This is a genomic window from Candidatus Accumulibacter similis, assembly GCA_013347225.1.
Classification (GTDB): Bacteria; Pseudomonadota; Gammaproteobacteria; order Burkholderiales; family Rhodocyclaceae; genus Accumulibacter; species Accumulibacter similis.
Map to the genome: position 1 here is coordinate 3,992,551 of CP054595.1, position 14,703 is coordinate 4,007,253.

14 protein-coding genes are annotated in these 14,703 nt (G+C 64.6%); 4 read left to right on the plus strand and 10 right to left on the minus strand.

Annotated features, from left to right (window positions below; all coding sequences use genetic code 11):
* Positions 1 to 6 precede the first annotated feature (6 nt).
* The gene (locus HT579_17615) at positions 7 to 1,053 is read left to right on the plus strand and encodes a type IV pilus twitching motility protein PilT (protein ID QKS30573.1); all 1,047 of its coding nucleotides are present in this window, start codon (positions 7 to 9) and stop codon (positions 1,051 to 1,053) included.
* A gap of 26 nt (positions 1,054 to 1,079) precedes the next feature.
* Complete coding sequence (locus HT579_17620) at positions 1,080 to 2,219, plus strand: PilT/PilU family type 4a pilus ATPase (protein QKS30574.1); 1,140 nt, start codon at positions 1,080 to 1,082, stop codon at positions 2,217 to 2,219.
* A 31-nt stretch (positions 2,220 to 2,250) separates the two neighbouring features.
* Here HT579_17620 and HT579_17625 read toward each other — a convergent pair whose 3' ends face one another.
* From HT579_17625 to HT579_17635, 3 genes are read right to left on the minus strand one after another with little or no spacing between them, the layout of a single operon-like run.
* Positions 2,251 to 3,390, minus strand: a complete 1,140-nt coding sequence (locus tag HT579_17625; GenBank protein ID QKS30575.1) for a class I SAM-dependent RNA methyltransferase — start codon at positions 3,388 to 3,390, stop codon at positions 2,251 to 2,253.
* Positions 3,391 to 3,409: 19 nt separating this feature from the next.
* Positions 3,410 to 3,826: a CopD family protein gene (locus HT579_17630; protein ID QKS30576.1), complete on the minus strand. Its 417-nt coding sequence runs from the start codon at positions 3,824 to 3,826 to the stop codon at positions 3,410 to 3,412.
* A complete protein-coding gene (locus tag HT579_17635) occupies positions 3,820 to 4,725 on the minus strand; it encodes an NAD(P)H-binding protein (GenBank protein QKS30577.1) in 906 nt (301 codons plus the stop codon). Before HT579_17635 ends, HT579_17630 begins: the two co-directional genes overlap by 7 nt.
* A 39-nt stretch (positions 4,726 to 4,764) precedes the next feature.
* Here HT579_17635 and HT579_17640 point away from each other — a divergent pair, with 39 nt between their 5' ends.
* Complete coding sequence (locus HT579_17640) at positions 4,765 to 5,838, plus strand: CDP-6-deoxy-delta-3,4-glucoseen reductase (protein QKS30578.1); 1,074 nt, start codon at positions 4,765 to 4,767, stop codon at positions 5,836 to 5,838.
* Complete coding sequence (locus HT579_17645) at positions 5,831 to 7,006, plus strand: HDOD domain-containing protein (GenBank protein ID QKS30579.1); 1,176 nt, start codon at positions 5,831 to 5,833, stop codon at positions 7,004 to 7,006. The genes HT579_17640 and HT579_17645 overlap by 8 nt, the downstream gene beginning before the upstream one ends.
* A 137-nt stretch (positions 7,007 to 7,143) precedes the next feature.
* Here HT579_17645 and HT579_17650 read toward each other — a convergent pair whose 3' ends face one another.
* The 7 genes from HT579_17650 to ilvD form a co-directional block, all read right to left on the minus strand.
* Positions 7,144 to 7,848 (minus strand): ABC transporter ATP-binding protein, encoded by a 705-nt coding sequence (locus tag HT579_17650; GenBank protein ID QKS31700.1) that lies wholly within the window; start codon positions 7,846 to 7,848, stop codon positions 7,144 to 7,146.
* A gap of 24 nt (positions 7,849 to 7,872) precedes the next feature.
* Positions 7,873 to 8,640, minus strand: coding sequence for an ABC transporter ATP-binding protein (locus HT579_17655; protein ID QKS30580.1), 768 nt, complete (start codon positions 8,638 to 8,640; stop codon positions 7,873 to 7,875).
* A gap of 2 nt (positions 8,641 to 8,642) precedes the next feature.
* Positions 8,643 to 9,719: an ABC transporter ATP-binding protein gene (locus tag HT579_17660; protein QKS30581.1), complete on the minus strand. Its 1,077-nt coding sequence runs from the start codon at positions 9,717 to 9,719 to the stop codon at positions 8,643 to 8,645.
* Complete coding sequence (locus HT579_17665) at positions 9,716 to 10,639, minus strand: branched-chain amino acid ABC transporter permease (protein QKS30582.1); 924 nt, start codon at positions 10,637 to 10,639, stop codon at positions 9,716 to 9,718. Before HT579_17665 ends, HT579_17660 begins: the two co-directional genes overlap by 4 nt.
* 171 nt (positions 10,640 to 10,810) lie before the next feature.
* Positions 10,811 to 12,067 (minus strand): branched-chain amino acid ABC transporter substrate-binding protein, encoded by a 1,257-nt coding sequence (locus tag HT579_17670; protein QKS30583.1) that lies wholly within the window; start codon positions 12,065 to 12,067, stop codon positions 10,811 to 10,813.
* Positions 12,068 to 12,246: 179 nt separating this feature from the next.
* Complete coding sequence (locus HT579_17675; GenBank protein ID QKS30584.1) at positions 12,247 to 12,552, minus strand: c-type cytochrome; 306 nt, start codon at positions 12,550 to 12,552, stop codon at positions 12,247 to 12,249.
* A 213-nt stretch (positions 12,553 to 12,765) separates the two neighbouring features.
* A complete protein-coding gene (gene ilvD, locus HT579_17680) occupies positions 12,766 to 14,622 on the minus strand; it encodes a dihydroxy-acid dehydratase (protein ID QKS30585.1) in 1,857 nt (618 codons plus the stop codon).
* Positions 14,623 to 14,703: the final 81 nt, after the last annotated feature.

Here is a 14,703-nt window from a genome sequence, read left to right on the forward strand (position 1 = left end):
AACCGGATGGACATCACCGAACTGCTGGCTTTCAGCGTCAAGAACAAGGCTTCCGACCTCCACCTCTCGTCCGGTCTGCCGCCGATCATCCGTGTCAACGGCGATGTCCGGCGAATCAACCTGCCGGCGATGGAGCACAAGCTCGTGCACGGCATGGTGTACGACATCATGAGCGACGCGCAGCGCAAGCAATACGAGGATACCCGCGAGTGCGACTTCTCGTTCGAAATTCCCAACCTCGCCCGTTTTCGCGTCAACGCCTTCGTGCACAACCGGGGCGCCGGCGCGGTCTTCCGGACGATTCCGTCGAAGGTCCTGACGCTCGAGGATCTCAACTGCCCACGCATCTTCAAGGATATCTCGGAGTATCCACGCGGCATCGTCCTCGTCACCGGTCCGACCGGCTCCGGCAAATCGACCACCCTGGCGGCGATGATCAACCACGTCAACGAGAACGCCTACCATCACATCCTCACCGTCGAGGATCCGATCGAGTTCGTGCACCAGCCGAAACGATGCCTGATCAACCAGCGCGAGGTCGGCCCGCATACGCTGTCGTTCCAGAACGCACTGCGATCGGCGCTGCGCGAGGACCCGGACGTCATTCTCGTCGGCGAGATGCGCGACCTCGAAACCATTCGCCTCGCACTGACCGGCGCCGAGACCGGTCACCTGGTTTTTGCCACGCTGCATACCTCGAGCGCGGCCAAGACGATCGACCGCATCATTGACGTCTTTCCGGCAGCCGAGAAGGAAATGGTCCGCTCGATGCTCTCCGAGTCGCTGCGTGCGGTCATCTCGCAGACCCTGATGAAGACCAAGGACGGACAGGGGCGGGTCGCGGCACACGAAATCCTGATCGGCACGCCGGCGATCCGCAACCTGATCCGCGAGAACAAGGTGGCGCAGATGTATTCCGCGTTGCAGACGGGGCAGCAGTTCGGCATGCAGACGCTTGACCAGGCACTGATCGAACTCGTCAGGCGCAACATCGTATCGGCACCCGAGGCGCGACTGAAGGCGGCCAACAAGGATGCCATCCCTGGCGCATAACCAGCCGTTCAATCAGGAGGATCCGCATGGAAAACGATCAGGCTTTGAAGTTCATGCACGAACTGCTGCGCCTGATGGTCCAGAAGCATGGCTCCGACCTTTTCATCACCGCCAACTTTCCGCCGGCGATCAAGGTCGATGGCAAGGTGATCCCGGTGTCGAGCCAGCCGCTGCTGCCGCAGCACTCGGCGGAACTGGCGCGCGCGCTGATGAACGACCGTCAGGCATCCGAGTTCGAGGCCACCAAGGAATGCAACTTCGCCATCTCGCCCGCCGGCATCGGTCGCTTTCGCGTCAACGCACTGGTGCAGCAGGGACGCGTCGCAGTGGTCTGCCGGACGATCAATCTGACCGTACCGACGCTGGACGAACTGGGGCTGCCGCCGGTTCTCAAGGATATCGCGATGACCCTGCGCGGTCTGGTCGTCTTCGTCGGCGGCACCGGAACCGGCAAGACGACCTCGCTCGCGGCACTGGTCGACCACCGCAACCAGAACAGCCAGGGGCACATCATCACCATCGAGGATCCGATCGAGTTCGTGCATGACCACAAGAAATCGATCGTCACCCAGCGCGAGATCGGCGTCGATACAGACAGTTGGGAAGTGGCACTCAAGAACACCCTGCGCCAGGCACCGAACGTCATCATGATGGGCGAGATTCGCGATCGGGCGACCATGGACTATGCGATCGCCTTCGCCGAGACCGGCCACCTCTGCCTGGCGACCCTGCACGCCAACAGCGCCAACCAGGCCATCGACCGGGTGATCAACTTCTTTCCCGAGGAGCGCCGGCACCAGTTGCTGATGGACCTGTCGCTCAACCTGCGTGCCCTGGTCTCACAGCGCCTGCTGCCGAAGAGGGATGGCAAGGGACGTGTGCCAGCGATCGAGATCATGCTCAATTCGCCGCTCATTTCCGACCTCATCTTCAAGGGTCAGGTACAGGAGATCAAGGACGTCATGAAGCGGTCGCGCGAGCTCGGCATGCAGACCTTCGACCAGGCTCTCTTCGACCTCTACGAGGCCGGGCTGATCACCTATACGGACGCCCTGCGCAACGCCGACTCGCTCAACGACCTGCGGCTGCAGATCAAGCTGCATGGCAAGGAGTCGAAGGACCGCGATCTCACCGCCGGGCTGGGTCACCTCGGCATCGTCGAGTGAAGCCCGCGGGCAATGGTGCCTGGAAGATCCCTCAGCGGCGATTGCTGCCGGCGACCATGCGGAACTCGTAAAGCCGGCACTCCAGCGCGCCGTTGAACAAGGGCGTCCTTCGGCTCGGTGTCAACCGCACCATCCTCGGCAGACGGGTATCGGCGCTGATCAGGCAAATCGTCCAGCCGGCGAACCGACGCTTCAGCGCACTGCCGAGCAAGGGGTAGAAACGTGCCAGTTCATCGTCGTCGGAAACCCGCTCGCCGTAGGGCGGGTTGCTGACCATGATGCCGCTCGCAGCCGGCGCCTCGATTTCGAGCAGGTTGCCGGTTGCGAGACGGACCGCCGGCAGCAGACCGGCACGATCGAGATTGGCGAGGCTTGCGCGTACCGCCACAGGCGAAATGTCGCTGCCGAATATGGCCATCTCGGTCGCCGTGCGCTCCCCGGCCCGTGCCCGCTCGAGAAGACCCTGCCAGAACTCCGGCTGAAAATGCCGCAGGCGCTGAAAGGCGAATTCGCGCCGCGCGCCCGGCGCCCGGCCGAGCGCCATCTGTGCCGCCTCGAGAAGGAAGGTGCCACTGCCACACATCGGGTCGAGCAACGGCACACCCGGCTGCCAGCCGCTGAGACGAAGGATGCCGGCGGCAAGGTTCTCCTTCAGCGGCGCGTCGACGGTCTTCTGCCGGAAGCCGCGCTGATGCAACGGCGCCCCCGAGGTATCGACATAGAGGGTGCATTCGTTGGGGCTGAGAAAAGCCTGAATCCTGACGTCCGGCTGGCGCGTATCGACGCTCGGCCGACTGCCCGACTCGCGTCGGAATCGGTCGCAGACAGCGTCCTTGATGCGCAGCGTGACGAACTCGATGCTTTTCAGCGGACTCTTCTGCGCCGTGACATCGACGCGGATCGTCTGCCGCGTCAGGAACCAGCGTGGCCAGGGCGTCTCCAGTGCCAGACGATAGACGTCGTCTTCGCTGCCGTAGGGCGCCCGTGCCACCCGCCAGAGGATGCGGGTGGCAATCCGCGAGTCGAGATTGGCCCGGTAACAGACAGGCCACTCGCCACGGAAATGCACACCGCCAGCGATCGCCGCGAGCTCGCCGGCACCGGCCGCCGCCAGGTCCTCGGCCAGCAGATGTTCCAGGCCGCGTGGGCAGCTGGCAAAGAATTCTTCCATTGTCGTTCGCTGCTCCTGGCTAGAACGGCTTGAACACTGCGAGATAGGTCACTGCCAGCAACAGCAGCACCGGCAACTCGTTGAACCAGCGATACCAGACGTGGCCGCGCCGACTGCGCTGTGCCGCGAAGTCGCGCAGCAAACGCCCGCAATAGGCATGATAGGCGACCAGCAACAGCACCAGCGCCGTCTTCGCGTGCAGCCAGCCGCCGCCGAAGCCAAAGCCGAACCATAGCCAGAGACCAAGGGCGACGGCAAGTACACCGATCGGCGTCATGAAGCGATACAGCTTGCCGGCCATCAACAGCAGGCGCTGCCGCTCAGCCTCGCTGCCTGGCGGCACCATCGCCAGGTTCACGAAGATCCGCGGCAGGTAGAACAGGCCCGCGAACCAGCTCACCACCATCCACAGGTGCAGCACCTTGACCGTCAGCATCGGCCGTTCCTTTCTCGCACGGCAGCGGCAACGCCATCAGCGACCTGCGGATAGCGCAGGCGCCAACGCAGTTCCTCGCGGGCACGCCGGTTGAGCAGACGGCGTGACTCAGTCATGAACGACAGCTGCAGCGGCGACAGCAGTTCCTCTGCCTCGCGCCGCGAAACGCGCGGGACTCGCGGCAACTCGAAGTGATCCGCCACGAGGTCGAAATACTCGCCCATCTTGATGCGCGAATCGTCGCTCGCGTTGTACGTCCGGTTGCTCCGTCCGTGGCGCAGCGCGGCACGGGCCAGCAGCGCCAGATCCTCGGCATGGATGTGGTTGGTATACACGTCATCGGCGTCACACAACGCGGGGCTGCCCTTGCGCAGCCGCTCGATCGGCAGGCGGTCGGCGGCGTAAATGCCGGGCGCCCGCAGGATGCTGACGACGACGCCGCGCCGGCCAAGCAGGCGCAAGCGCCGCTCGGCGTCGACACGGCGGCCAGCGCGGGCGGTAGCCGGCCGCAGAGGGCGTGTCTCGTCGACCAGTTCGCCGTCACAGTCGCCGTAAACACCGCTGGTGCTTATATACACGATTCGCTGTGGTAGACTCCTGCCCCGTGCCAGCGCTGCCAGCAGCGAGCGTGTCCGGGGATCGCGGCTGTCGCCTGCCGTGCGCTTGCCGTCATGCGTCGGAGGTGGCGCCAGATGCACCACGAGATCGGCCAGACCGGCGAGTCGCCGCAGGCTTTGTGGCTGATCGAGGTCGGCGAGAAGCGGCCTGGCACCCCTTTCGCGCCAGAAGGCGCACTGCTCGCGCTCGCGTACCAGCGCCAGAACGCGGTAATGGCCGAGCAGATGGGGCAGCATGCGGCGCGCCACGTCACCGCAACCAACGATCAATAGTCTTCGCACCACATGATTCTACCGGATCGGGACTCTGACGGAGAGACAATGGATCACCAGGTGGTTGTAAAGCCGAGCGGGCATGCCTTCTCCGTCGCCGCGGACGAGAGCATCCTCGCTGCCGCACTCCGGCAGGGATTGAACCTTCCCTACGGCTGCCGCGATGGCGTCTGCGGCACCTGTCGCGGTCGGATTCTCAGCGGCGAGGTGGCGCATGGCAACGCGTCGACTGCCGTTCTGGGCGAAGCCGACCGGCTTGCCGGCTTCGCCCTCCTCTGCTGCGCCACCGCGAGAACCGATCTCTGCATCGAGACCCGGGAAGTCAGCTCGCTAGGCGACGTACCCATCCGTACCCTGCCGGCGCGCGTGCACCGGCTCCTGCGCGCGGCTGCGGACGTGATGATCGTTGAACTGCGATTGCCGAGCAGCGAGCGTCTGCAGTTTCTCGCCGGCCAGTACGTCGACATCCTGCTCAAGGACGGCAAGCGACGGTCGTTCTCGCTCGCCAATGCTCCGCACGACGACAGCCTGTTGCAGTTGCACGTCCGGCGCATAGCGGGTGGCCAGTTCACCGAACACGTCTTCAGCAGCATGCGGGAGCGCGACCTGCTGCGCCTGCGCGGTCCGATGGGCAGCTTCTTTCTGCGCGACGACTCGACGAAGCCGGCGCTGCTGGTCGCCGGTGGCACCGGCTTCGCGCCAATCAAGGCGATCGTCGAGCACGCCCTGGCGCAGCGCAGCACGCGACCGATGGACATCTATTGGGGTGCGCGCCAGCAGGCCGACCTCTACCTCCTGCAACTGGCGCAGCAATGGGCGGCGCAGCATCGCTGGATTCGTTTCGTCCCGGTCCTGTCCGACTCGCCGCCCGCCGACGGCTGGCATGGCCGCACGGGCCTGGTGCACGTGGCGGCGATGCACGACCACCCCGACCTGTCGCGCCACCAGGCCTATGTCTGCGGCGCACCGGCCATGGTTGCTGCGGCCCGCCGGGACTTTCTTGACCACTGCCGGTTGCCGGCTGACGAGTTCTTCGCCGACTCCTTCGATTACGCGCCCGACACGCAGCAGGCGATCGCCACCGGCACTCTGTCGGAGATGAAGGTACCACCGCATGACTGAGGTCTACCTGTCGCGCCAGCCACTGGTCAACCGGCAGAGCCGGATCATCGCCACGCGACTGCTGCTGCACCTCGCCGCCGAAGGTGGCATGCCGGCAGCGGTGATGGCGCTCGACTCGCTCGCCGGCGTCTGGCCTACCGGCGGCAAACCACTGTTCGTCAGTTGCCCGGCCGCCACGATCGACGCCCGCCTGCTCGACTGGTTGGCACCCGAGAACGCAACGATCGAGTTGCCGGCGGCCTGCCTGCTCGGCGAGCACGGTCCGGACCTGATCGCCGCGATCCAGACCTGGCAGCCGACGATCTGCCTGCAGTTCGACCCGCAGGCGACGCAGGCACTGTCGATCGGGCTGCAGTACCGCTTCATCGGCTTCGACGCGCAATCGCTGAGCAACGCCCAGCTCAAGCTCCTCGCTGCACGCACCAAGAGCTACGGCATGGGCATCGCCTTCCAGGTAACGACGACAGCCGACTTTCGCGCCAGCATGGACGCCGGTGTGACTGCCGCTGCCGGCTGGTTCTTCACCACGCCCAGTGGCATCCCGGCCAAGACACTCAGCGCCAGCCAAGCGAACATCATGCGCGTGCTCAACCTGGTGCGCAACAACGCCGAGATCCGGGAGATCGAGGCAGCGCTGAAGCAGGACGTGGCGATCTCCTACCGGCTGTTGCGCTACATCAATTCGGCCGGCTTCGGTCTGTCCTGCGAGATCCAGTCGTTTCGCCACGCGGTGACGATGCTTGGCTACGACAAGCTAAATCGCTGGCTGTCGCTGCTGCTGACCACGGCCAGCAAGGATCCGATGGCACCCGCGCTGATGCACACGGCGCTTGTCAGAGCGCGCCTGATGGAGCTTCTGGCCGCCGGCCTGGTCGACAAGTCAGAGTACGACAACCTGTTCATCACCGGCGCCTTTTCGCTGCTTGACGCGCTGCTGGGTCTCGGCATGGAGAAGATTCTCGACGCCATGCGGCTGCCCGAGCCGATTTCCGACGCGCTGCTCGGCAATGGCGGCCGTTACCGGCCTTTTCTTGACTTGGCGCTGGCCAGCGAGGCCGGTGACGGACGCGCCATCGCCGAGCAGGCGGCAATGCTCGGGCTGACGGCAGCGCAGTTCAACAGCGCGCAGTTGCAGGCACTGGCATTTGCCGACGCGATGGAGTTCTGATCAGCTATCGACTGCTGGCCGCTCCCAGCGCCGCAGACCGCGACCCGGGTGCTACGGCGACGCGCGCTGGGCTACTCTACAGCTAGCCGATTGCCACTGGAAGCGCCGGCAGTGAACCCGCGGCGACCCACAGCCCGTCATTCGCCCAGATACGCCGCACGCACCTTCGGGTCAGCCAACAACCGGGGGGACTCGTCCGTCACAGTGATCTCGCCGCTTTCCATGACATAGCCGCGCTGGCTTATTTCCAGCGCCAGCTTGGCGTTCTGCTCGACGAGGAGGATGGTCATTCCCTCGCTGGCGACGGCACGGATCACCTCGAAGATCTTCTGCACCATGATCGGTGCGAGTCCCATCGACGGCTCGTCAAGGAGCAACAGGCGCGGCTTGCTCATCAACGCGCGGCCGATGGCCAGCATCTGCTGTTCACCACCAGAAAGCGTTCCCGCGACCTGCTGTGCCCTCTCCTTGAGTCGGGGGAAGAGCCCAAGCACATGTTCCAGATCGCGTGCCACCGCCGTCCTGTCGTTGCGGGCGTAGGCGCCCATGTACAGGTTCTCGAGCGTCGTCATGCGCGGGAAGACCCCCCTGCCCTCCGGCACCAGCGCAATGCCCTCGGTTACCAGGGCATGCGGCGGCACCTGCAGAAGTTCCTTGCCACGGTAGCGCACGTTGCCACCCGCCGGCTCGAGCAGGCGCGCCAGCGCACGCAGGGTGCTGCTCTTGCCGGCGCCGTTGGCACCGATGAGGGCCACCATCTCGCCCTCGCTGACATGAAAGCTGATGCCGCGAACCGCCTGAATGCCGCCGTAGGAAACCCGCAAGCCATTGACGTCGAGCATGTTCATCCGTTTCTTTCGCGTCGCCTAGCCACCGAGGTAGGCCTCGATGACGCGCGGATCCTTCTGCACCACGGCCGGCACGTCCTCGCAGATCTTCTCGCCATAGTCGAGAACCGCGACCCGGTCGCACAATCCCATCACCAGCTTGACATCATGCTCGATGAGGAGGACTGTCACGCCGTCGCGGCGAATGCCCTCCACGAGTACGCGCAATGCTTCCGTCTCGGTACCGTTCATCCCCGCCGCCGGCTCGTCGAGCGCCAGCAGTTTGGGTTCGGTGGCGAGAGCACGCGCGATCTCGAGCCGTCTCTGATCGCCGTAGGACAGGTGCCGCGCATAGTCATGCGCCCGCTCGTGGATGCCCACGTAGTGCAGGAGTTCGTCGGCGCGCCGCGCGATCGCCGCCTCTTCGGCGCGGGTCGCCGGGTTGCGGCTGATCGCGCCGAAGACGCCGGCGCGCGTCCGCAGGTGACGCCCGACCATGACATTCTCCATCGCCGTCATGTTGCCGAACAGGCGGATGTTCTGGAACGTCCGTGCAATGCCGACCTCGGCAGCCTTGTGCGGCGCGTCGGCCTCGAGCCTGACGCCATCGAAGAGAAAATGGCCGCTCTCGTTGCGGTAGAGACCGGTCAGGCAATTGAAGAAGGTCGTCTTGCCGGCACCGTTCGGTCCGATCAGCCCGTAGATCTCGCCGCGCAGGATGGTCAGGGAAACATCGTGCAGCGCCTTGACGCCGCCGAAATGCTTGGCAACTTCCTGTGCCGCGAGAAGTGTCTGCCGCTCAGCCATGCTCAGTCCGTCGCCTCGGCGAGTTCGCGCCGGCGCAGCGACGACGGCCACAGGCCCGCCGGACGGAAACGCATGACCAGTACCAGAGCCAGCCCGAAAACCAGCATGCGCAGGCTCTCGGGATCGATGATCATGCGTCCGAAGACTGCCTGCTGCAGCGGCTCGATACCGTAGCGCAGCGCCTCCGGCAACCCCGTCAGCAGAATGGCGCCGAGAATCACGCCCGGAATGTGTCCCATGCCACCGAGGACCACCATCGCGAGAATCGTGATCGATTCCATCAGCGAGAAGCTCTCCGGGCTGACGAAACCCTGCATCGCGGCAAAGACGCCGCCAGCGATACCGCCGAATGAAGCACCCATGGCAAAGGCCAGCAACTTGATGTTGCGGGTGTTGATGCCGCAGGCCTTGGCGGCCACTTCATCCTCGCGAATCGCCTGCCAGGCCCTGCCGATACGCGAGTTCTGCAGGCGGATGTTGACGACAATGACCAGTGCCGCCAGCGCGACCAGCAGGAAGTAATACTTCTGCGGACCCGAAATGGAAACGCCGAAGAAGGTACTGCTCCGGGCGAAGGAAAAATCCCCGATCCGGACCGGGTCGATCAGGGTGATGCCCTGCGCACCGTTCGTGATGTTGATCGGGGCGTTGAGGTTGTTCATGAAGATGCGGATGATCTCGCCGAAACCCAGCGTGACGATCGCCAGGTAGTCACCACGCAGCTTGAGCGTCGGCGCCCCCAGCAGGACACCGAAAAGACAGGCCAGCGCCGCGCCGCACGGGAGAATGACCCAGAATGGCAGGTGGATGCCGAAGTGTGGTGAGGCCAGGAGCGCGTAGCAGTAGGCCCCGACCGCGTAGAAGGCAACATAACCGAGATCCAGCAGACCGGCATAGCCGACGACGATGTTCAGACCCAACGCCAGGAAAACGTAGAGGATCGCGAAGTTGGCGATGCGCACCCAGGCCTGCCCGCCGAGGGCGGCGACAAAGGGAACGGCGAGCAGGACACCGACGACCAGCAGCAGTCCCAGCCAGTGCTGCCGCCAGTATGGATGCTTCGTTGTCGGGCCGTTCATGCGCGGTCTCCTGTCCGCTCGCCGAACAATCCCGAAGGACGGAACATCAGCACGATGATGAGCACCATGAAGGCGAAGATGTCCTGGTAGTGGCTACCGAGGAAGTTGCCGGTAAGGTCGCCGATGTAGCCGGCACCGAGGGCCTCGATGATTCCCAGCAGCAGGCCGCCGGCCATCGCACCCGCCATGTTGCCGATGCCGCCGAGAACTGCCGCCGTGAACGCCTTCAGGCCGAGCATGAAGCCCATCTGGTAATGCGCGATCTCGTAGTACGAGCCGACCATGCAGCCTGCCAGCGCACCCAGAGCCGAGCCGATGATGAACGCCATGGCAATCACGCGATCGATGTCGACACCCATCAGGAGTGCGACGTGCTGGTTCTGCGCCGTCGCCCGCATCGCCATGCCCATGCGTGTGCGGTGCACGAGATAGGTCAGTCCGACCATCACCAGCGCCGCGAGGACGACGATCGCGACCTGCACGTTGGTGAAGCTGGCGCCACCGAACTCGTAGATCTGCTTGTCGATCATCGGCGGGAAGGTGATGTAGTTGCGACCCCAGATGATCATCGCAACGTTCTGCAGGACGATCGACATGCCGATCGCCGTGATCAGCGGCGTCAGTCGCGGCGCATGCCGCAACGGCCGGTAGGCCACGCGCTCGAGACCCCAACCGAGCACCATGCAGGCGACGACCGCGATCAGCAGGCCGATGCCGAGAATGAGCAGCGGCGGCATGCCGCTGCCGGCGAGCGAGACGATGACCGTGAACGCCACCATCGTGCCGATCATGACGACCTCACCATGGGCAAAGTTGATCAGCCCGATGATGCCGTACACCATCGTGTAACCGAGCGCGACGAGCGCATAGACGGCACCGAGGGTGAGGCCGTTGATCAGTTGCTGCAGGAGAGTGTCCATGGTCAGGCTTTCCGCAACGGGGCGCCATGGGCGAACCAGAGTACTCGACTCGTGGAAGCAGCGCTTGGCAGCCCGGGAACACGTCCCGAGACGACCGAGCAACCGCGGACACAGCCAAACGGAGGAAATGGCATGCGCCATTCCCTCCGTGCCGGTCTGCCCGGCAAGCCCTTACTTCTTGGCTTCGGGAGCTGCAGCGGGCGCTGCGGCGGCGGGGGCTGCGGCAGGCGCCGTGCCACCCTCGGTCTTCAGCGTGACCAGCTTGCCGTCCTTGATCTCGAAGACGGTGATCGCGCCGTTCTTGATGTCACCCTTCTCGTCGAACTCGATCTTGCCGGTCACGCCATCGTACGAGGTCTTGCCGACTTCCGGCAGATACTTGACCGGATCGGCGGAATTGGCCCGCTTCATCGCGTCAACCAGGACCATCACCGCATCGTAGCTGTACGGCGAATAGATCTGGATCTGGCCATACTTCCTGGTGAAGTCCTCGACGAACTTCTGGCCATTCGGCAGCTTGTCGACCGGCAGTCCCGCCTGTGAGCAGATGACTCCTTCCGAAGCGGCACCGGCAAGCTTGATCAGTTCCGGCGAGCAGCCACCGTCACCGGTGGTGAACTTCGCCTTGATACCGAGTTCCTTGATCTGCTTGAGCATCGGGCCGCCGATCGCGTCCATTCCGCCAAGGAAGATCACGTCCGGATTCTTGGCCTTGATCTTGGTCAGGATGGCCTTGAAATCGGTCGCCTTGTCGGTGGTGAACTCGCGCGCGACGATGTTCGCACCGGCTGCCTTGGCAGCCTTCTCGACCTCGTCGGCGAGACCCTGGCCGTAGGCGGTGCGGTCGTCGATGATCGCGACCTTCTTCGCACCCATGTCCTTGACGGCGTAGGTACCGACCACCGAACCCTGCTGGATGTCGTTGGCCATGACGCGGAAGGTCGTGTTGAAGCCCTGTTGCGTATATTTTGGATTGGTCGCCGAAGGTGAAATCTGCGGCAGACCCGCCTGATTGTAGATTGCCGACGCCGGAATCGTCGTTCCCGAGTTGAGGTGCCCGACGACGCCCGCGACCTTGGCGTCGACCAGTTTCTGGGCAACCACCGTGCCGGTCTTCGGATCGGCCTGATCATCCTCGCCGAGCAGTTCGAACTTGACGACCTTGCCGTCGATCTCCAGCTTCTTGGCGTTGGCATCTTCGACGGCCAGACGGGCACCGTTCTCGTTGTCCTTGCCCAAGTGGGCGATCGGCCCGGTCAGCGGGGCGACGTGACCGATCTTGACCACAATCTCCGGCTTCGGCGCCGGCGCCGGTGCAGCGGCGGGTGCAGGAGCAGCGGCCTTGGGTTCCTCCTTCTTCCCGCAGCCGATCAGCGCCACCGAGGCGGCGAGTACGATCAGTACACCAGGAATGTGTTCTTTTCTCATGGGTTCATCTCCAATATTGTCGTCTTACGGGGCCAGCAAACGCGCGATTGTCCGAGGCCATCAGGAACTTGTCAACCACGATGTCGTTGCCTCGCTGCCGGAAATGCCGCTGCGCGTGTCATTGGTGCTGCAAAAAAAGAAAAACCGGCGGTTGGCCGGTCTCTCTGCAGCCTCAGCCCTCACTTCTGGCTGAGAATCCACTTCACGAGCTTGTTGGCTTCGTCGGGAGTGACCGAGGGATTCGGCGGCATCGGCACCGGCCCCCAGACACCCTTGCCACCCTTGATCACCTTCTCGGCGAGCATGGCTTCATCCTTGGCCGTGTATTTCTTGGCCACATCCTTGTACGCCGGACCGACAACCTTCTTGTCCACCGCGTGACAAGACAGGCAGTTCTTCGACTTGGCAAGGGCCTCGTCAGCCTGCACAGCACCGGCAGACATCACGCCGGCAGCCGCCAGCAGGCACGCGTAGATCGCTTTCATGCTCACACTCCGTTCAGGTAAAGGGATTGAAACGCCCCGATATTATTTCAGTTTGGCCCGCTTGCAAAGCATCGCGAACCGGCCGCCGCCGATGCCAGGGCAGCGCGCAGCGGGCGCATACCATGCAACGCGCGCCGCTGCCTCGCGTTGACCGCGCCGGCGCGAGCGATCACCCGGCGTAGATGCCCGACCACGGCCCCCGGCTGCCCGTCGTCAGGCGCCGCGCAGCCGGCCGAGGTCGCGCACGGCGCCGGTTGCCGCCGAGGTCGCCATCAGCGCGTAGGCCTGCAGGGCCCGCGAAACGACGCGCGCGCGTGCCGCTGCCGGTCGCCAGGCGGACTCGCCGCGCGCATCCATCGCTGCCCGCCGCCGCGCCAGTTCGGCATCAGCGACGGCGAGATGGATGCGACGGGCGGGTATGTCGATCTCGATCAGGTCGCCTTCCTCGACGAGGCCGATCGCCCCGCCTTCGGCTGCCTCCGGCGAGACGTGACCGATCGACAGACCCGAGGTGCCACCCGAGAAGCGCCCATCGGTCAGCAGGGCGCAGGCCTTGCCCAGCCCCTTCGATTTGAGGTAGGAGGTCGGATAGAGCATCTCCTGCATGCCCGGACCGCCCTTCGGTCCTTCGTAGCGAATCACCACCACCTCGCCCGCGTGCACCTGATCGCCGAGAATCGCCTGCACCGCGTCGTCCTGGCTCTCGAAGACCCGTGCCCGCCCGCTGAACACCCAGATGCTGGCATCGACGCCGGCAGTCTTGACGATGCAGCCATCGCTGGCGATGTTGCCGTAGAGAACGGCGAGGCCACCATCCTGCGAATACGCGTTGGCAATGTTGCGGATGCAGCCGCCGGCGCGGTCGAGATCGAGGTCGGCGTAACGACGGTTCTGCGAGAACGCCGTCTGCGTCGGAATGCCACCCGGCGCCGCCCGGTAGAACTCGCCCACCGCCGCCTCCGGCGCGCGCAGCACGTCCCAGCGATCGATCGCTTCGCCAAGCGTCGCCGCATGTACCGTCGGCACGTCGCGATGGATCAGGCCGGCGCGGTCGAGCTCGCCGAGGATGGCGAAAATGCCACCGGCTCGGTGCACGTCCTCCATGTGGTAGTCCGGCGTTGCCGGAGCGACCTTCGCCAGGCAGGGTACGCGACGCGAGATGCGGTCGATGTCGTCCATCGTGAAATCGACGCCGCCCTCCTGTGCCGCCGCCAGGATGTGCAGCACCGTGTTCGTCGAACCGCCCATCGACACGTCGAGCGCCATGGCGTTCTCGAAGGCGGCCAGACTGCCGATCGAACGGGGCAGCACCGCGGCGTCGTCGTGCTCGTAGTAGCGCCGGCAGAGGTCGACGATCTGGCGGCCGGCCTGGAGAAACAACCCGCGGCGATCGGCATGGGTGGCCAGCAGGCTGCCGTTGCCCGGCAGCGAAAACCCGAGCGCCTCGGTCAGGCAGTTCATCGAATTGGCGGTGAACATGCCCGAACAGGAGCCGCAGGTGGGACATGCCGAGCGCTCGAAGGCCTCGACCTCGGCGTCGGAGCAGTTGCTGTCGCCGCCCTTGACCATCGCATCCACCAGGTCGATCGCCACCACCTTGCCGCCCCATTGCACCTTGCCGGCCTCCATCGGGCCACCGGAGACGAAGATCGTCGGGATGTTCACGCGCATCGCCGCCATCAGCATGCCGGGAGTGATCTTGTCGCAATTCGAGATGCACACCATGGCGTCGGCACAATGGGCATTGACCATGTACTCGACCGAGTCGGCAATCAGGTCGCGCGAGGGCAGCGAGTAGAGCATGCCGTCGTGCCCCATGGCGATGCCGTCGTCGATCGCTATCGTGTTGAACTCCTTGGCCACGCCGCCGGCGGCCTCGATCTCGCGCGCGACCAGTTGCCCGAGATCCTTGAGATGCACATGCCCGGGAACGAACTGGGTGAAGGAATTGACGACGGCGATGATCGGCTTTCCGAAATCACCATCGGCCATGCCGGTGGCACGCCAGAGGGCGCGCGCGCCGGCCATGTTGCGGCCATGGGTCGAGGTGCGTGAACGATAGTGCGGCATCGCTGATCTCCATTCGAAAACCCGCCTCGAAGCGACGGGCTATAATGTCGATTCTATCCGAAAGCCCCCGGGGTATTGGCA

Bases quoted from the DNA above. Each gene is read 5' to 3' on its own strand.
- HT579_17615 (QKS30573.1), top strand. From the start codon at position 7: ATGGACATCACCGAACTGCTGGCTTTCAGCGTCAAGAACAAGGCTTCC.
- HT579_17620 (QKS30574.1), top strand. From the start codon at position 1,080: ATGGAAAACGATCAGGCTTTGAAGTTCATGCACGAACTGCTGCGCCTG.
- HT579_17625 (QKS30575.1), bottom strand. From the start codon at position 3,390: ATGGAAGAATTCTTTGCCAGCTGCCCACGCGGCCTGGAACATCTGCTG.
- HT579_17630 (QKS30576.1), bottom strand. From the start codon at position 3,826: ATGCTGACGGTCAAGGTGCTGCACCTGTGGATGGTGGTGAGCTGGTTC.
- HT579_17640 (QKS30578.1), top strand. From the start codon at position 4,765: ATGGATCACCAGGTGGTTGTAAAGCCGAGCGGGCATGCCTTCTCCGTC.
- HT579_17645 (QKS30579.1), top strand. From the start codon at position 5,831: ATGACTGAGGTCTACCTGTCGCGCCAGCCACTGGTCAACCGGCAGAGC.
- HT579_17650 (QKS31700.1), bottom strand. From the start codon at position 7,848: ATGCTCGACGTCAATGGCTTGCGGGTTTCCTACGGCGGCATTCAGGCG.
- HT579_17655 (QKS30580.1), bottom strand. From the start codon at position 8,640: ATGGCTGAGCGGCAGACACTTCTCGCGGCACAGGAAGTTGCCAAGCAT.
- HT579_17660 (QKS30581.1), bottom strand. From the start codon at position 9,719: ATGAACGGCCCGACAACGAAGCATCCATACTGGCGGCAGCACTGGCTG.
- HT579_17665 (QKS30582.1), bottom strand. From the start codon at position 10,639: ATGGACACTCTCCTGCAGCAACTGATCAACGGCCTCACCCTCGGTGCC.
- HT579_17670 (QKS30583.1), bottom strand. From the start codon at position 12,067: ATGAGAAAAGAACACATTCCTGGTGTACTGATCGTACTCGCCGCCTCG.
- HT579_17675 (QKS30584.1), bottom strand. From the start codon at position 12,552: ATGAAAGCGATCTACGCGTGCCTGCTGGCGGCTGCCGGCGTGATGTCT.
- ilvD (QKS30585.1), bottom strand. From the start codon at position 14,622: ATGCCGCACTATCGTTCACGCACCTCGACCCATGGCCGCAACATGGCC.